General features: G+C 61.7%; 13 protein-coding genes. 10 read left to right on the forward strand and 3 right to left on the reverse strand.

The window, feature by feature from the left end; all coding sequences use genetic code 11:
- The first annotated feature begins 126 nt into the window (after nt 1-126).
- The gene (locus ACPYOJ_RS26035) at nt 127-459 is read left to right on the forward strand and encodes a LapA family protein (RefSeq protein ID WP_481418831.1); all 333 of its coding nucleotides are present in this window, start codon (nt 127-129) and stop codon (nt 457-459) included.
- Nucleotides 460-469: 10 nt separating this feature from the next.
- Here ACPYOJ_RS26035 and ACPYOJ_RS26040 read toward each other — a convergent pair whose 3' ends face one another.
- Together ACPYOJ_RS26040 and ACPYOJ_RS26045 are read right to left on the reverse strand one after the other, a co-directional pair.
- Complete coding sequence (locus ACPYOJ_RS26040; protein ID WP_481418832.1) at nt 470-928, reverse strand: N-acetyltransferase family protein; 459 nt, start codon at nt 926-928, stop codon at nt 470-472.
- 21 nt (nt 929-949) lie between these two features.
- Nucleotides 950-1,402, reverse strand: coding sequence for an SRPBCC family protein (locus ACPYOJ_RS26045; RefSeq protein WP_481418833.1), 453 nt, complete (start codon nt 1,400-1,402; stop codon nt 950-952).
- A gap of 117 nt (nt 1,403-1,519) precedes the next feature.
- Between ACPYOJ_RS26045 and ACPYOJ_RS26050 the strand changes: the two genes are divergently transcribed.
- From ACPYOJ_RS26050 to olsB, 5 genes are all read left to right on the forward strand, one after another.
- Complete coding sequence (locus tag ACPYOJ_RS26050; protein WP_481418834.1) at nt 1,520-2,617, forward strand: class I SAM-dependent methyltransferase; 1,098 nt, start codon at nt 1,520-1,522, stop codon at nt 2,615-2,617.
- Nucleotides 2,614-3,474, forward strand: a complete 861-nt coding sequence (locus ACPYOJ_RS26055) for a TrmH family RNA methyltransferase (protein ID WP_481418835.1) — start codon at nt 2,614-2,616, stop codon at nt 3,472-3,474. Before ACPYOJ_RS26050 ends, ACPYOJ_RS26055 begins: the two co-directional genes overlap by 4 nt.
- Nucleotides 3,471-3,974: a signal peptidase II gene (gene lspA / locus ACPYOJ_RS26060; protein WP_481418836.1), complete on the forward strand. Its 504-nt coding sequence runs from the start codon at nt 3,471-3,473 to the stop codon at nt 3,972-3,974. The genes ACPYOJ_RS26055 and lspA overlap by 4 nt, the downstream gene beginning before the upstream one ends.
- 55 nt (nt 3,975-4,029) lie before the next feature.
- On the forward strand, nt 4,030-6,267 hold the full coding sequence (locus ACPYOJ_RS26065) for a hybrid sensor histidine kinase/response regulator (RefSeq protein WP_481418837.1): 2,238 nt from the start codon (nt 4,030-4,032) through the stop codon (nt 6,265-6,267).
- Between the two features lie 103 nt (nt 6,268-6,370).
- Nucleotides 6,371-7,246: a l-ornithine N(alpha)-acyltransferase gene (olsB, locus tag ACPYOJ_RS26070; protein ID WP_168828115.1), complete on the forward strand. Its 876-nt coding sequence runs from the start codon at nt 6,371-6,373 to the stop codon at nt 7,244-7,246.
- A gap of 60 nt (nt 7,247-7,306) precedes the next feature.
- On the opposite strand, the gene ACPYOJ_RS26075 is transcribed toward olsB, so the two are convergent.
- Nucleotides 7,307-9,589 carry an NADP-dependent malic enzyme gene (locus ACPYOJ_RS26075; RefSeq protein ID WP_168828114.1) on the reverse strand — a complete coding sequence of 761 codons (2,283 nt, stop codon included), beginning with the start codon at nt 9,587-9,589 and terminating at the stop codon, nt 7,307-7,309.
- 113 nt (nt 9,590-9,702) lie between these two features.
- On the opposite strand from ACPYOJ_RS26075, the gene mutS reads away from it, so the two are divergent.
- The 4 genes from mutS (at nt 9,703) to murJ (ending at nt 17,296) form a co-directional block, all read left to right on the forward strand.
- On the forward strand, nt 9,703-12,429 hold the full coding sequence (mutS, locus tag ACPYOJ_RS26080; protein WP_481418838.1) for a DNA mismatch repair protein MutS: 2,727 nt from the start codon (nt 9,703-9,705) through the stop codon (nt 12,427-12,429).
- 11 nt (nt 12,430-12,440) lie between these two features.
- Complete coding sequence (locus ACPYOJ_RS26085) at nt 12,441-12,716, forward strand: hypothetical protein (RefSeq protein WP_481418839.1); 276 nt, start codon at nt 12,441-12,443, stop codon at nt 12,714-12,716.
- Nucleotides 12,717-12,821: 105 nt separating this feature from the next.
- The gene (locus ACPYOJ_RS26090) at nt 12,822-15,719 is read left to right on the forward strand and encodes a [protein-PII] uridylyltransferase (RefSeq protein WP_481418840.1); all 2,898 of its coding nucleotides are present in this window, start codon (nt 12,822-12,824) and stop codon (nt 15,717-15,719) included.
- Nucleotides 15,716-17,296, forward strand: a complete 1,581-nt coding sequence (murJ, locus tag ACPYOJ_RS26095) for a murein biosynthesis integral membrane protein MurJ (RefSeq protein WP_481418841.1) — start codon at nt 15,716-15,718, stop codon at nt 17,294-17,296. Before ACPYOJ_RS26090 ends, murJ begins: the two co-directional genes overlap by 4 nt.
- Nucleotides 17,297-17,306 lie beyond the last annotated feature (10 nt).

The raw sequence follows: 17,306 nt of genomic DNA on the forward strand, positions 1-17,306 counted from the left end.
GGATCAGGAAGACTGAGGCTGATCCGGGTTGCGACGAAACCGCGCTTGAACTTCGCGCACACCTTTCTATTCTGGTGAGCGATCATGCGCCGCGTCGAGCTGGCGCGACCAAGCGCGGAGGCCGGGATGGCGAAGAAGATCATCAACCTTTTGATTTTGCTGCCACTGGGCATCATTCTCATCGTCTTCTGCGTTGCCAACCGGCAGAGTGTGACGCTGGCTTTCAACCCCTTCCAGCCGCAAGACCAGCTTCTCGCCGTCTCGGCGCCGTTGTTCATTTTCCTCTTCATCGCCTTGATCATCGGCATGCTGATCGGCTCTGCCGTCACGTGGTTTACTCAGGGCAAACACCGCAAGCGCGCGAAAATCGAGGCGAAGGAAGCCATTCGCTGGCAGAGCGAGGCCGATCGTCATAAGACGCGCGCCGAAGAGATGACCGGCCAGTTGCCTTCCCGCTGACCGGCCGCCCTCAGGCAGGAATAAAGCTCAGCTCTTCGTAGTCGCCTTCAGCTGACGTGCCGTTTCCAGTCAGGACGAAACCGTGACGGGCATAGAACGCCTTGGCGTTCCGGTTGTTGGTCAGGCATTTCAATCGGTATTTTCGGCGCGGCCACTCGGGCAGGGCTTTCAGAAGCGCGGTTCCAACGCCCCTGCCCTGCCATTCCTTCCGGATGTAGAGCATGTGGATAAAATCGTCCTCAGCCCAGAGTGTCATGAACCCGGCGATCTCGCCATCCCGCGCTTCGGCAACCCAGACCATTTCGCCCTGCGAATGCGCGAGGAAATCCTCGCGGCGAAAACTGCCGGGATCGACCCAGGTGAACGTCTGCCTGCGCACACTGAGGTAAATGTCGCCGAGCAGTTCGCTGTCCGACACACGGGAATGTCTGACCGTGCACTCCAGGGGAGGCGAGTGATAGGACGTCATGGGCCGCACCTTCGACGGCCGCTATTGCGCGGCCTTTTCGCTCACGACTGAATTGAAATTTGCAAAGAACTGCTGCGCAAGCTTGTGCGACGTCGTATCCACCAGCCGGGCGCCGAGTTGGGCCAGCTTGCCGCCTATCTGCGCTTTGACCGCATATTGCAGCACAGTCTCCGCCCCATCCTCGTTCAAGGCAACATCGGCTCCGCCCTTGGCAAAGCCTGCGACCCCGCCCTTGCCCTCGCCGGAGATCGTGTAGCTTTCCGGCGCTTTGACGTTGGTGAGCGTCACCTCACCGTTAAAGGTGGCCGACACCGGCCCTATCTTGACCTTGACGATTGCGGCAAGCTCCGTCGGCGACTTCATTTCAAGGCTTTGACAGCCAGGAATGCATCGCTTCAACACATCCGGATCGTTCAAGGCCGCCCACACTACGCCACGAGGGGCATTGATGCGTTCTTCGCCAGTCATGTCCATGCGCAGGTCCTCCCGTTTTCCATTCTCAAACTTATCACAGCGGGAAAGCACTTTGCCAAGGTGACAGGGGATGCTATTTGCACGGGCTCTATCAAAATTTGAGACGCGGAAAACACGTTGAGACAGAAAGAGCGCCGGCCGGGCCACAAGCCGCCCGCTGGTTCCCCCGGCCATCACCGCCGTGACGAGCGTCCAAGCCGCCCGGCAAAAGCGGAGGCCAAGCCCGCGACTGCGCGGGAGACCATGCGCGAGGCGACCGTGCCCGGAGCGAACGAGCGGCCTCTGAAGAGCCGCACCGGCGACCGCCCCCTGGAGCGCGTTCCGGTCATTCTGGAATCCTCCGGAGCGGGCGACTTCCACCTCATCGACAGCGGCAACAGCCTGAAGCTCGAGCAATACGGCCCCTATCGCATCGTCCGCCCGGAAGGCCAGGCGCTCTGGCAGCCGTCGCTGGCACCCCATGTCTGGGAAAAGGTCGATGCGGTTTTTACCGGCGATACCGATGAGGAGGGAACCGGCCGCTGGCGCTTTCCGAAGGAGGCGCTTGGCGAAACCTGGCCGCTGCATCTTCTGGGCGTCGATTTCTATGGACGTTTTACCTCCTTCCGCCATGTCGGCGTGTTTCCGGAACAGATCGTCCATTGGAGCTGGATGAAGCAACAGGTGGAAGCAGCGGGCCGGCCGCTGAAAGTCTTGAACCTTTTCGGCTATACCGGTGTCGCGTCGCTGGTCGCGGCGGCGGCCGGCGCAGAAGTCACCCATGTCGACGCCTCCAAGAAGGCGATCGGCTGGGCGCGCGAAAATCAGGCGCTCGGCCGGATGGAAAAACTGCCGATCCGCTGGATCTGCGAAGATGCGATGAAATTCATTCTGCGCGAGGAGCGCCGCGGCAACACCTACGACATCATCCTTACCGATCCGCCGAAATTCGGCCGTGGTCCGAACGGCGAAGTCTGGCACCTCTTCGAACACCTGCCGCTGATGCTCGACATCTGCCGCGAAATCCTGTCGCCACAGGCGCTCGGCCTGGTGTTGACGGCCTATTCGATCCGCGCCAGCTTCTATTCGATCCATGAGCTGATGCGCGAGACGATGCGCGGTACCGGCGGCGTGGTTGAATCTGGCGAGCTTGTGATCCGCGAGGCGGGCCTTGACGGCAAGACACAAGGCCGCGCGCTATCGACCTCTCTCTTCTCCCGCTGGGTGCCGAAATGAGTCATGAACATCGGGGCCACGGCCCGCACAAGGTCGGGCATGTGAAGGAGGTCACCTCGCTTGCCAATCCGATCGTCAAGGACATCAAAGCGCTGAGCAACAAGAAGTCGCGCGAGGAGAGCGGCACCTTCATGGCCGAGGGCCTGAAGCTTGTGATCGATGCCATCGAACTCGGCTGGGCGATCCGCACGCTGGTCTATGCCAAGGCTGTCAAGGGCAAGCCGCTTGTCGAACAGATGGCGGCCAAGACCGTCGCTTCGGGCGGCCTCGTGCTCGAAGTCAGCGAAAAGGTGCTTTCGTCCGTCACCCGCCGCGACAATCCGCAAATGGTCGTCGGAATTTTCGAGCACCGCTGGAAGCCGCTGAAGGAAATACGCCCGAAGGACGGAGAGACGTGGATTGCGCTCGACCGCGTGCGCGATCCCGGCAATCTTGGCACGATCATCAGAACGGCGGATGCCGCTGGCGCCTCCGGCGTGATCCTTCTCGGGGAGACCACGGACCCCTTCTCGCTCGAAACCGTGCGCGCCACCATGGGCTCCGTCTTTGCCGTGCCCGTCGCCAAGGCGACGCCTGAAGAGTTTATCGCCTGGAAGAAATCCGCAGGCGTGTCGGTCGTTGCCACACACCTTGCCGGCTCCGTCGATTACCGCACGATCGACTACAGGAAGAAACCGGTCGTCATCCTGATGGGCAATGAGCAGTCCGGCCTGCCGGATCAGCTGGCAAGGGAGGCGGATGCGCTTGCGCGGATACCGCAGCAAGGGCGTGCGGACTCCCTCAACCTTGCGATTGCCAGCGCCGTCATGCTTTTCGAAGCGCGCCGCCATCTCCTTTCACTTTCCGAGGGCAAATGACCGAACAGCCGCTTGACCGTCCTGCGCTCTTCTCGCGACCGCTGCCCATCCTGATCTTCATTCTCGTCGCGGTCGTTATCGACCAGATCGTCAAGATCGCCGTCGATCATTATCTGCCGCTACACGAGGCGGTGCCGGTCATCCCGATGCTGGCGCTCTACCGCACCTACAATCTCGGCGTCGCCTTTTCGATGCTGTCGGGAATGGACGGCTGGTTCATCGTCGGCATGCGGCTCATCATCGTTGCGTTCGTCATCTGGCTCTGGCATCGCACCTCGAACGATCGATGGATCGCGCATACAGGCTTTGCGCTGATTATTGCCGGCGCGCTTGGCAATCTGATCGACCGCTTTCTTTACGGGCACGTGATCGATTACATTCTCTTTCACACCCAGACTTGGTCCTTCGCGGTCTTCAACCTTGCCGACAGTTTCATCACGGTTGGCGCCGGCTGCGTCATCCTGGACGAGCTTCTGCAGCCGAAAAAGGCGAAAGGCTAAAACTTTACGCTTTTCCTGAAGGCATTCGGAACGGCGACTATGTTAGCCAGCGATTATGCACAGTCTGGCTCAGATGCAGGAACGACTTGCCGCCGCATTTGACGCTGCTGCCAAGCCGCATGATCCGCGGGCAGCAAATGCTGCTGCATGGCCTGTGACTGCAAACCGAAGGCGGCCGCTCCGCATCCTTCTCTCCTACTGGCTCGGTGGCTTCGGCTTTTGCGTGGCTATCGCGCTGCTCATGCTCGGGCAGGCTGGTGGGCTCGAACTGTTCGCCATCGGCCTCGCCGTCCTCGCTATGGCGCTCTTCGGCTACGCGGCAGGCCGCCGGACAAAGCCCCGGCAAGGGAGCGGCAATCCGCTGCCGGCAAGCCATGCCGCGGAGCTCTTCGCCAATGTTCACGATGCACTTGGCGATATCACCGTAACCCGCACGATCGACCGGCGGATCGTCGGCGCCAACGCCACTTTTTGCCGCCTGACAGGACGTCCGAAGCCTAAAGGACAGACATGCGAGGAAATCGGCATCGCCTTTCGCCCGAGCGCCGATCCGCATCGCTTCGATGTCGAGATTTCGACGCCGGAAGGACAGCGCGTCTTTGTCTGGCATGACGTTGTCACGCGCGATCCCGCAGACGGCCGCCTGCTGATTCAAAGTGTCGCCCGCGACGTGACTGCGGAGCGCCTTTCTACGCAGGCACGCGAGGAGGCACGCCAAAAGGCCGAATATAACAGCGCCGCCAAATCCCGCCTGCTTGCGACCGTCAGCCATGAAATCAGAACGCCGCTATCGGGCATTCTCGGGATGACGCACCTGCTGGAGCAAGCCCAGATGACCCAGGAGCAGCAGAACTATGTTGGCGGCATCCGCCAGTCCGGTCATGCGCTGGTCCAGCTCGTGGAAGACCTCCTCGACTTCTCAACCATCGAGGTCGGCCGCTTCCAGCTTCGTCCTCGTAGCGAATCGCTGCGGCAGCTTCTCGAAAGCGTCGTCGAGATGCTGGCCCACCGCGCCCATGAGAAGGGCATCGAGATTGGCGCGACGGTTTCCTCCGACGTGCCGGAATTCATGAGTTTCGATCCTGCCCGGCTGCGCCAGGTGCTTTTCAACGTCATCGGCAATGCAGTGAAATTTACTCAGGCCGGTGGCGTTTTCATCCGCGTGTCCTTGGATGGCGACGACCTGGCGATCACCGTGTCGGACAGCGGTCCCGGTATGACGGCGGACGAGCAGGCGCGGATCTTCGGTGAGTTCGAGCAGGGAGGAACCTTGATGGAAAAAAGCGCCGGCACCGGGCTCGGCCTAACCATTTCCGCCCGCATCATGCGTGAGTTCGGAGGAACGCTCACTGTCGCCAGCGAAAAGGGCAAGGGCAGTGAATTCACGATCCGCTTTCCCGCCGGCATCCCGGAAGACGGCCGTGGCCGGCGCAAATTGCTGCTTGCCGGCAATATTGTCCTGCTTCTGGCGCCAGCCGGTGCGGCGCGCGCCGCCATCGCCGAGACGATCGTCGCGCTTGGCGGCGAATGTCATTTGGTGGGCGATGGCGAAGAGGCGCGGCAAACGCTTCTCGCGATTGCCGCGAGAGGCCACCGCCCGACAGACATTATTGTCGATCACCGCATGTCTGCCGAATTTACCAGGCACCTCGCCGACCGTGTCGAAATTGCTGATCTCGGTCTGCGCAAGACCCTTCTCGTCAACCCGGAAGAGCGCAACGCCCACCCGCTTGATCTTTTCGATGCCTGGCTCATCCGGCCGCTTCGTGAGCAATCACTGATCGACGTACTGCGTGGCCGCATGCGCGGAATGGAGAAACGCGACGCGCTGAACGACAACCAGCCCGGCTTCGCGGCTGCCCTTCCCGAGCCGAATATGCAAGGAGGGCTGAGTGTCCTGTTCGGCGAGGACGATCCGATCAATGCGATGCTCATCCGTGCCATGCTGGAAAAGGGCGGACACCGCGTTCACCACGTCGAAGATTTCGAAACGCTGCTCGACTGCGCCCTTGCCGAAGGCAGCACCCGGCCGGACATTATCATCAGCGATCTCACGATGCCCGGCGGCGAAGGCGTTGAAATGATCGGCCGGTTGCGCGGTCACGAACGGCGGCTGCAGGTCGTTCCGGTGCCGGTGATCGTGCTGACTGCCGATAGCCGGGATGAGTCGCGCCGCCAGGTACTACTGGCCGGTGCAAATCGTGTGATGCTGAAACCTGTCGACCCAATCCGGCTATTGACGGAAATCCATGCCGTCGCAGCCCTTTCCGCTCGCCGCGCCGAAGCGCTCTGAGCGGGGTGACAAAAACGGCGTATTTTCCGTAAACTCCATGTCACTTTCCTGTCGCATAGAAGTGTTTTATGACACGCCATGAGCCGGCAACCGGAGAATCAGCATGTCTATCGACATCCTTAATCGCGACACGACGGCGGAGGCTGCTCCGCCTGCAACGCCTGTTGCGCCAAAGGAAGGCGACGTCATGGGCCGCATCGGCAACCTCGAAACCCGCCTCGCCCGCAACGCGCGCGAGATCGATGCGGCACAGCATGTGCGCTACCGGGTTTTCGTTCAGGAAATGCAGGCACAGCTCCCGCCGGAAGCCATGCGCCGCGAACGCGATTTCGACGCTTACGACGCCTTCTGCGATCACCTTCTTGTTCTCGACAACTCGATAGAAGGCGATACGGAAGACCAGATCGTCGGCACCTACCGCCTGCTGCGCCAGGACGTAGCCATGGCGAATGGCGGTTTTTACTCGGCTTCCGAATTCGCGATCGACGAGCTTCTCGCACGCCATCCGGACAAGCGTTTCATGGAGCTCGGCCGCTCCTGCGTGCTGCCGGAATACCGCACGAAGCGCACGGTCGAACTTCTGTGGCAGGGTAACTGGGCTTACGCGCTGAAGCACGGCATGAGCGCCATGTTCGGTTGCGCCTCCTTCCCCGGCGTCTATCCGGAGAGCCACGCGCTGGCGCTTTCCTTCCTGCACCATACCGTTCTTGCCAAGGGCGAATGGGCAGTCAGCGCGCTGCCGCATCTGGCGCGCGACATGGATCTGATGCCGCAGGAAGCCGTCAACCCGAAGAAAGCCCTGATGGCGCTTCCGCCGCTCATCAAAGGATATCTTCGCCTCGGCGCCATGGTCGGGTCGACGGCTGTTGTCGACCATGCTTTCAACACGACGGATGTGCTGATCGTGCTGCCGATCGCGAGCATTTCAGATCGCTATCTGAACTACTACGGCGCCGACGCCGGCCGTTTCGCAAGCTGATTTCCTGGAAGTTCAATCAAAAGCCCGCCTCGAAAGCTCGAGGCGGGCTTTTTGTTGGGATCACCCTGCCGAGTAAGCTGCAATCGCGGCCATATTGACGATGTCGGAATCCTTGGCCCCCATCGAGGTGATCTGAACGGCCTTGTCGAGGCCGACCAGGATCGGGCCGATGACCGTCGATCCGCCAAGCTCCTGCAGCATCTTCGTGGAGATCGAGGCCGAGTGGAAGGCTGGCATGACCAGCACGTTTGCCGGCGCAGACAGGCGGCAGAACGGGTATTGGTCCATTACCCTGCGGTTCAACGCCACATCAGCCGCCATCTCGCCGTCGTATTCGAAATCGACGCGACGCTTATCGAGGATCTTCACCGCCTCGCGTATGCGCTCCGAGCGTTCACCCGAAGGATGGCCAAAGCTCGAATAGGCGAGCAGCGCAACGCGCGGGTGATAACCCATGCGGCGTGCAAGACCTGCCGCTTCCTCGGCAATATCCGCGAGTGCCTCGGCGGTCGGCATGTCGTGAACCGCGGTATCGGCAACAAAGACCGTGCGGCCGCGCGCAAGCACCAGCGAAACGCCAATCACGCGGTGGCCCGGCTTCTCATCGATGCAGCGGCGCACGTCTTCCAGCGCCGTCGAATAGTTGCGGGTGAGGCCCGTGACCATGCCATCCGCATCGCCGAGCGCGACCATGCAGGCGGCGAAATGATTGCGGTCGTTATGGATGAGGCGTGTCACATCACGGTGGAGATAACCGTCCCGCTGCAATCGTGCATACAAATAATCGATATAGACTTCGCCACGGGTCGAAATGCGTGCGTTGACGATCTCGAGGCCCGGCCGGTTAAGGTCGATGCCGGCACGCTCCGCTGTTGCCCTTATCAGGTCTTCGCGGCCGAGAAGGATTGCGGTGCCGAGCTCCTGGTTGGCATAAGACATCGCCGCGCGCAGGACCTGCTCCTCTTCTGCCTCGGCGAAGACGATGCGCTTCGGGCGCCGGCGAACCCGCTCATAGAGGCTCGCGAGCGTCGAGGCGATCGGATCGCGCCGGGCCGAAAGCTCGCGCCGATAGCCGGCCATGTCGGTGATCGCCTTGCGGGCGACACCGCTTTTGATCGCAGCCTCCGCCACCGCCGCCGGGATCGCCGAGATCAAGCGCGGATCGAAGGGAACCGGAATGATATACTGCGCTCCGAAGCGCGGCCGGTTGCCCTGGTAAGCGGCAACGACGTCGTCCGGCACATCCTCGCGCGCCAGAGCGGCAAGTGCTTCGACGGCAGCGATCTTCATCTCGTCGTTGATCGTCGTTGCCCGCACGTCGAGCGCACCGCGGAAGATGTAAGGGAAGCCGAGAACGTTGTTCACCTGGTTCGGGTAGTCGGAGCGCCCCGTCGCCATGATGGCATCATCGCGGATGCGAGCGACCTCTTCCGGCGTGATTTCCGGATCGGGATTGGCCATCGCAAAGATGATCGGCCGTTCCGCCATCGAGCGGATCATGTCTTCCGTAAAAGCACCCTTCTGGGACAGGCCGAAAACGACATCCGCACCCTTCATGGCTTGCTCCAGAGTGCGCGCCTTGGTCTTGGCCGCGTGCGCCGACTTCCACTGGTTCATGCCCTCGGTGCGGCCCTGATAGATCACGCCCTTGGTATCGACGAGAATGACGTTCTCCGGATTGAAGCCCATCGCCTTGATGAGTTCAACGCAGGCGATTGCCGCGGCCCCGGCGCCGTTGCAGACGAGTTTCGTCGTCTTCAGGTCTCGTCCGGTCAGCTCCAGCGCATTGATGAGGCCGGCGGCCGCAATGATCGCCGTTCCATGCTGGTCGTCGTGAAAGACAGGGATATCCATCAACTCGCGCAGCCGCTGCTCGATGATGAAGCAGTCGGGAGCCTTGATATCCTCCAGATTGATGCCGCCGAAGGAGGGGCCGAGGAAGCGCACGCAATTGATGAACTCGTCGACATTTTCCGTGTCGATTTCGAGGTCGATCGAATCGACATCGGCGAAGCGCTTGAACAGAACGGACTTGCCTTCCATCACCGGCTTCGAGGCAAGCGCCCCGAGGTTGCCGAGACCGAGAATCGCCGTGCCGTTGGAGATGACGGCGACCATATTGCCGCGTGTCGTATAGTCATAAGCCGTACCCGGGTCGGCAGCGATCGCCTTGACCGGCACTGCGACGCCCGGCGAATAGGCAAGCGAAAGATCGCGTTGCGTCGCCATCGGCTTGGTCGGGTTGATTTCCAGCTTCCCGGGCCGCCCCATGGCGTGAAATTCGAGCGCTTCATTGTCGCTGACCGTACGGATCGGACGGTCTTTCTTCTCGGTATCTGCCATTTCTCCTCCAACGTCTTGTGGGCGACGCGTTGCCCTTCCTGAATAGCTGTTGTCATCTATAGCGGCGCGCGGATAGGGTTGGCACCTGTTTTTTTGGGAAAAACTGCAACCCCGTGAACGCACGAATAGACATCGGAAACGAAGCCTTCACCGCGGCCGAGCTTGCCACGGAAGAAAGCCGCGCGTCGGCAACGCCGATGATGGAACAGTACATCGAGATCAAGGCGAACAATCCCGGTTCGCTGCTCTTCTATCGTATGGGCGATTTCTACGAGCTGTTCTTCGAGGATGCGCTGGAGGCCTCGCGCGCACTCGGCATCACGCTGACGAAACGGGGTCAGCACATGGGGCAGGATATCCCAATGTGCGGCGTGCCGGTGCATGCGGCAGACGACTATCTGCAAAAGCTAATCGCGCTCGGTTTCCGCGTCGCTGTTTGTGAACAGGTGGAAGACCCGGCGGAGGCGAAGAAGCGCGGCTCGAAATCCGTCGTCAAACGCGATGTCATCCGACTCGTCACACCGGGCACGATCACCGAGGAAAAGCTGCTTTCGCCCTCGGAATCGAACTATCTGATGGCGCTTACCCGGATTCGCGGCACATCCGAGCCGGTGATGGCGCTTGCCTGGATCGACATATCGACCGGTGTTTTCCGCCTTGCAGAGACGGAAAGCTCGCGACTGCTCGCAGATATCCTGCGCATCGATCCGCGCGAACTGATCCTGCCCGATACGATCTTCCACGATGCCGAGCTGAAGCCGGTCTTCGACGTGCTCGGTCGCACGGCCGTGCCGCAGCCGGCGGTTCTCTTCGACAGCGCCACGGCGGAGAGCCGCATCGCCCGCTACTTCGGCGTCTCCACGCTCGACGGTTTCGGCACCTTCTCCCGCGCCGAGCTCGCCGCCGCGGCGGCGGCCGTCGCCTACGTCGAAAAGACGCAGATCGCGGAACGCCCGCCCCTAGGCAAGCCGGAGCGGGAGAGCGGCGCCTCGACGCTTTTCATCGATCCCGCGACCCGGGCCAATCTGGAGCTTGCCCGCACGCTGTCGGGCGACCGGAACGGCTCGCTCTTGAAGGCAATCGACCGGACCGTCACCGGCGGAGGAGCTCGCCTGCTCGCCGAGCGGCTGATGTCGCCGCTGACCGATCCTTCCCATATCAACGAGCGATTGGACTCGATCGGCTTCCTCATGGAGGAGCCGTCGCTCTGCGGCGATCTGCGCGACGCACTGAAGCATGTGCCGGATATGCCGCGCGCACTCTCCCGCCTGGCGCTCGATCGAGGCGGTCCTCGCGATCTCTGGGCGATCCGGCAGGGACTGGGTGCCGCCGCCGACGTGGCCGGACTGCTTGGCACTGCGCTTCTCCCGGAAGAACTCGGCAAGGCGCTTTCCGGCCTGCGCGCGTTGCCAGCGGCACTCGATACACTGCTTGCTGAAACGCTCGCCGCCGAACTGCCACTTCTGAAGCGCGACGGCGGCTTTCTGCGTGACGGCGCCAATGCCGAACTCGACGAGGTACGGGCGCTGCGAGACCAGTCGCGCCGGGTCATAGCCGGACTGCAGCTGCAGTACGCGGATGAGACCGGCATCAAATCGCTGAAGATCAAGCACAACAATGTCCTTGGCTATTTTATCGAGGTGACCGCCGGCAATGCCGGGCCGATGACGGATACGCCCGACGCCAAGGCCCGCTTCATCCATCGCCAGACGATGGCGAACGCCATGCGCTTCACGACGACCGAGCTTGCCGACCTCGAAAGCCGCATCGCGAACGCAGCCGGCCGGGCATTACAGATCGAGCTCGAAGCTTTCGACCGGATGTCAGCAGCGGTGGTCGCCGAAGCAGAGACGATCAAGGCTGGGGCCCGGGCACTTGCGGTCATCGACGTTGCGGCCAGCCTCGCCTTGCTTGCCGAGGAACAGGCCTACTGCCGGCCCCTCGTCGATGGATCGAAGATGTTTTCGATCGAAGGCGGCCGTCACCCGGTTGTCGAGCAGGCGCTGCGGCGCCAGTCCGCCGGCCCGTTCGTCGCCAACAATTGCGACCTCTCGCCGAGTTCGGGCGGCAAGGATGGGGCGATCTGGCTGCTCACCGGTCCGAACATGGGCGGTAAGTCGACGTTCCTCCGCCAGAATGCATTGATTGCAATCCTCGCTCAGATGGGCTCCTTCGTGCCCGCCGCCTCGGCACATATCGGCATCGTCGACCGGCTCTTTTCCCGCGTGGGGGCATCGGACGATTTGGCACGCGGCCGGTCGACCTTCATGGTCGAAATGGTCGAAACCTCGGCGATCCTCAACCAGGCAACCGACCGCTCGCTCGTCATCCTCGACGAAATCGGCCGCGGCACCGCAACGTTCGACGGTCTGTCCATCGCCTGGGCAGCGGTCGAGCATCTGCACGAGGCCAACCGCTGCCGCGGGCTCTTCGCCACCCATTTCCATGAGCTGACAGCACTTTCCGAAAAGCTTCCCCGCCTGTCGAACGCGACGATGAAAGTGAAGGAATGGGACGGCGATGTGATTTTCCTGCATGAAGTCGGTCCCGGCGCCGCTGACCGCTCCTACGGTATCCAGGTCGCACGCCTGGCCGGTCTTCCCGCCTCGGTTGTCGCCAGAGCCCGCGATGTCCTGAGCCGCCTGGAGGATGCCGACCGCAAGAATCCGGCGAGCCAGCTGATCGATGACCTGCCGCTCTTTCAAGTCGCCGTGCGCCGCGAGGATACAAATCGCAAGCCCTCGAAGCTCGAAGAGGCGCTGAAGGCAATGAGCCTCGACGACATGACGCCGCGCGAGGCGCTGGATGCGCTTTATGATCTCAAAAAGCAGATGACCTAGGGAGAGCCGCAATGTTCATGGGCAGCCTCCTGCAGGAAACCCGGCGCCTTGCCGAAATGTTCACCGTCCTCGAAGCGTTGCGCAATGCGGACGAGCATGGCACTCCCCGCGGCTGGAACTCCCCCTTCGGCATGCTCGAAATCACGCGATCGTGTGCTATCATCTGCGAGCTTGCGACTGCCATTGCCAAGGCTGGCTACCGCGAATGCGATAAAGCCACCGTTGACGCGATTGCCGGCGAGGCACGCAACGTCCTTTACTCGGTGAATGAACAAGTCGCGGCTTGAGAGCCCTTCCTTCCCAAGGGAGAAGGCAACCACCTTTTCGCCAAAATTAAGGGTTCTTGCAGTATGAAAGCCCGTGTCAAATGCCGGGCAAAGAGGCTATAGCGCATGCAGACGAAACGAGACGCGGTCGCGCCGCGCGAACAGGAAGCCGCTCCGCGCATGGCGACGACGAACGACATCGATTTCTCCGAAATTCTCGACCCGGCCTATCTGCGGTCCCTTTGCGAGGCGGTTGCCGAAGCCAACAAGAATCAGCCGGACGTCATGCGTTCCGAGCTGCTTGCCACCCTCAAGAAAGCAAGCAGCGAGGGCCGCGAAAGGGCACGGGCGCTTCTCTCGGCCGACGGCGGCGGCCTGAACTGCGCCCGGCGCATTTCCTGGGTGCAAGACCACATCATTTCTGCGCTTTATGAGTTCACGACAGCCCATGTCTTCCCGGCTCAGCGCGGCAAGTTTGCGGTCACTGCCGTCGGCGGGTACGGCCGCGGCACGCTGGCGCCCGGCTCCGATATCGACCTGCTCTTCCTTTTTCAGCCGAAGCCGGCGGAAGAGACCCACAAGGCCGTCGAATTCATGCTCTACGTCCTCTGGGACATGGGCCTCAAGGTTGGCCATGCAACGAGGACGATCGAGGAGTGCATCGCGCTCTCCAGGTCCGACATGACGATCCGCACGGCAATCCTCGAGATGCGCTACATCTGCGGGCTGGAAACGCTCGCCACCGAGCTTGAGACCCGTTTCGACAAGGAGATCGTCACCGGCACCGGCCCCGAGTTCATCGCCGCCAAGCTTGCCGAACGCGACGACCGCCACCGCAAGGCGGGCGATACCCGCTATCTCGTCGAGCCCAACGTCAAAGAGGGCAAGGGCGGGCTTCGCGACCTCCACACGCTCTTTTGGATTTCCAAGTATTACTACCACGTCCGTGACACTGCTGAACTCGTAGCGCTTGGTGTTCTCTCAAAGCATGAGTACCGCGTTTTCGAAAAGGCTGACGACTTTCTCTGGGCAGTGCGCTGCCACATGCACTTCCTGACCGGCAAGGCGGAGGAGCGGCTTTCATTCGACATCCAGCGGGAGATTGCCGAGGCGCTCGGATATCATTCCCGCCCGGGCCTTTCGGCTGTCGAGCGTTTCATGAAACACTATTTCCTGGTTGCGAAGGATGTCGGCGACCTGACACGAATTCTATGCGCGGCCCTCGAAGATCAGCAAGCGAAGTCAGCGCCTGGACTCAGCGGCGTCATCAGCCGCTTTGCCCGCCGCACGCGCAAAATCCCCGGCTGCATGGAATTCGTCGAGGACCGGGGCCGCATTGCGCTCTCCAGCCCGGACGTCTTCAAGCACGATCCGCTCAACATCATCCGTCTCTTCCATGTTGCCGATATCCACGGTCTCGAATTCCATCCGGATGCGCTGAAGCGCGTCACGCGCTCGCTCAACCTGATAGACAACGATCTGCGGGAAAATGACGAGGCAAATCGCCTCTTCATGTCGATGCTCACCTCCAAGCGCGATCCAGCCCTCATCCTGCGCCGCATGAACGAGGCCGGCGTGCTCGGCCGCTTCATCCCCGAATTCGGCAAGATCGTCGCGATGATGCAGTTCAACATGTATCATCACTACACGGTGGACGAGCATCTGATCCGTTCCGTCGAAGTCCTCTCCGAAATCGACAAGGGCAAGGCCGAGGAGCTGCATCCGCTGTCCAACAAGCTGATGCCGCATATCGAAGATCGCGAAGCGCTCTATATTGCCGTCCTTCTCCACGATATTGCCAAGGGCCGGCAGGAGGACCATTCCGTCGCCGGTGCCCGTGTTGCTCGCAAACTCTGCGCCCGTTTCGGCCTGTCGCAGAAGCAAACGGAACTCGTTGTCTGGCTGATCGAGGAGCATCTGACGATGTCGATGGTCGCCCAGACCCGCGACCTTACCGACCGCAAGACAATCACTGACTTTGCCGACCGGGTTCAATCACTCGATCGCCTGAAGATGCTGCTGATCCTGACGATCTGCGATACTCGTGCCGTCGGCCCCGGTGTCTGGAACGGCTGGAAGGGCCAGCTGCTGAGAACGCTCTACTTCGAGACCGAGCTGCTGCTTTCAGGCGGTTTTTCGCAGGTCTCCCGCAAGGAGCGGGCTCAATTCGCGGCGGAAGCGCTGTTCAACGCGCTGTCGGATTGGAGCCAGAAGGATCGCAAGACTTACAGCAAGCTGCACTACCAGCCCTATCTGCTTTCCGTTCCTCTGGAGGACCAGGTTCGTCACGCCCATTTCATCCGCCAGGCTGACAAGAACGGCCAGGCGCTGGCGACGACCGTGCGGACGGATAGTTTCCATGCGATTACCGAAGTTACGGTGCTCTCTCCGGACCACCCCCGCCTGCTCGCCATCATTGCCGGCGCGTGTGCGGCAGCGGGCGCGAATATCGTGAACGCGCAGATTTTCACGACTTCCGACGGCCGTGCGCTGGACACGATCCATATCAGCCGCGAATTCCAGGACGATGCCGACGAGCTTCGCCGTGCCGCCAGCATCGGCAAGATGATCGAAGACGTGCTTTCCGGACGCAAGCGGCTGCCGGAGGTCATTGCCACGCGCACGAAGAACCGCAAGAAGAACAAGGCATTCGTCATTCCGCCGTCGGTCAACATTACCAACAACCTGTCGAACAAGTTCACCGTCATCGAAGTCGAATGCCTCGACCGCACCGGCCTGCTTTCGGAGATCACCGCCGTGCTGTCCGATCTTTCGCTCGATATCCAATCTGCCCGCATCACGACCTTCGGCGAGAAGGTAATCGACACCTTCTACGTCACGGACCTCGTCGGCCAGAAGATCTCCAGCGACACCAAGCGCTCCAATATCACTGCCCGGCTGAAGGCCGTTATGGCCGGCGAGGAGGATGAGCTTCGCGAGCGCATGCCGTCCGGCATCATTGCGCCCGCCGAGACGGCGCAAACCCTGCAGCCGGGTGAAAAGAAAGCCGGTTCTCCCGTATGAGTCTTGTCAAGAAATTCGCCACTGTCGGCGGCGCGACCCTCGGCAGCCGCATCTTCGGTTTCGCTCGCGAAACGCTGATGGCGGCGGCCCTTGGTACCGGCCCCATGGCCGACGTCTTCTACGCTGCCTTCCGCTTTCCCAATCTCTTCCGCCGGCTGTTTGCCGAAGGCGCTTTCAACGCGGCTTTCGTGCCGCTCTTTGCGAAGGAGATCGAAGCGAACGGCACGGATGGCGCCAAGCGCTTTTCCGAGGAAGTCTTCGGCGTCCTGTTCTCCGTGCTGCTGCTCATCACCATCGTGATGGAACTTTGCATGCCGCTGCTCGTGCGCTTCGTCATCGCGCCGGGCTTTGCCGACGATGCGGAAAAATTCTCGATCACTGTCAGGATGGCAGCGGTGATGTTCCCCTATCTGATGTGCATGTCGCTGACGGCGATGATGAGCGGGATGCTGAATTCGCTGCATCATTTCTTTGCCGCAGCCATCGCGCCCGTTTTCCTCAACGTGGTGATGATCGGGGCGCTGTTTTACTCGCTCTATATCGGCGCCGAACCGCTCCAGACCGCCTGGTACCTTTCCTGGGGCGTGCTCGTGGCGGGCATCCTGCAACTCGTCGTCGTCTATATCGGCGTCCTGCATGCCGGCATGAGCATCGGCTTTCGCTTCCCCCGCATCACGCCGAACGTCAAGCGGCTGCTGATCCTTGCGGTGCCGGCCGCCGTCACCGGCGGTATCACGCAGATCAACCAGATGGTCGGCCAGGCGATCGCCTCCTCACGCGAAGGCGCGATCGCGGCGCTTCAGTATGCTGACCGCATCTACCAGCTGCCGCTCGGCGTCGTCGGCGTCGCCGTCGGCGTGGTCCTGCTGCCGGAACTGGCTCGTGCCTTGAAGGGTGGCAATCTGCGCGAGGCGGCGAATTTGCAGAACCGGTCGATGGAATTCGTGCTGTTCCTGACCATCCCGGCCGCGTTTGCGCTCTGGATTCTCTCCGACGAGATTATCCGCGTCCTCTATGAGCGTGGTGCCTTCCATCAGGAAAACACCACGATCGTCGGCTCCATCCTCGCTATCTACGGCATCGGTCTGCCCGCCTTCGTGCTGATCAAGGCGCTGCAGCCGGGCTTTTATGCGCGCGAGGACACCAAGACGCCGATGCGCTTTTCCGCCGTCGCCGTTGGCGTGAACTGCGCGACGGCGCTGACGCTCTTTCCCTTCCTCGGCGCGCCCGGCATTGCCGTGGCGGAGGCGACGGCGGGCTGGATCAGCACCGTGCTTCTGTTCACGACGCTGCTGCGCCGCGGTCACCTTACCTGGGAATGGGGCTTGGCGCGGCGCACGGCGCTGCTCGTCGTCTCCGCAGCCGTCATGGGCGCCGTGATCATGTACCTGCAGCACCGTTGGGAGCCGTGGCTGGCCTCAGGCGCGCATCTGACCGCGAAGGTCGGCACGCTCGGCCTTCTGATCGTCATCGCCATGGCTGTCTACTTCGCGACAGCGTTCCTGATCGGCGGCGCCGATCTCGGCATGATCCGGCGGAACCTCAAACGGAAACCCGCGCCTAGCACCGAAGTCTGACTGCGGCCAT

It is taken from the genome of Rhizobium sp. SVR5-9E, from assembly GCF_056755095.1.

Coding starts and splice junctions, on each gene's coding strand:
- ACPYOJ_RS26065 (WP_481418837.1), top strand. CDS start 4,030: ATGCACAGTCTGGCTCAGATGCAGGAACGACTTGCCGCCGCATTTGAC.
- ACPYOJ_RS26035 (WP_481418831.1), top strand. CDS start 127: ATGGCGAAGAAGATCATCAACCTTTTGATTTTGCTGCCACTGGGCATC.
- lspA (WP_481418836.1), top strand. CDS start 3,471: ATGACCGAACAGCCGCTTGACCGTCCTGCGCTCTTCTCGCGACCGCTG.
- murJ (WP_481418841.1), top strand. CDS start 15,716: ATGAGTCTTGTCAAGAAATTCGCCACTGTCGGCGGCGCGACCCTCGGC.
- ACPYOJ_RS26085 (WP_481418839.1), top strand. CDS start 12,441: ATGTTCATGGGCAGCCTCCTGCAGGAAACCCGGCGCCTTGCCGAAATG.
- olsB (WP_168828115.1), top strand. CDS start 6,371: ATGTCTATCGACATCCTTAATCGCGACACGACGGCGGAGGCTGCTCCG.
- ACPYOJ_RS26090 (WP_481418840.1), top strand. CDS start 12,822: ATGCAGACGAAACGAGACGCGGTCGCGCCGCGCGAACAGGAAGCCGCT.
- ACPYOJ_RS26040 (WP_481418832.1), bottom strand. CDS start 928: ATGACGTCCTATCACTCGCCTCCCCTGGAGTGCACGGTCAGACATTCC.
- ACPYOJ_RS26075 (WP_168828114.1), bottom strand. CDS start 9,589: ATGGCAGATACCGAGAAGAAAGACCGTCCGATCCGTACGGTCAGCGAC.
- ACPYOJ_RS26045 (WP_481418833.1), bottom strand. CDS start 1,402: ATGGACATGACTGGCGAAGAACGCATCAATGCCCCTCGTGGCGTAGTG.
- ACPYOJ_RS26055 (WP_481418835.1), top strand. CDS start 2,614: ATGAGTCATGAACATCGGGGCCACGGCCCGCACAAGGTCGGGCATGTG.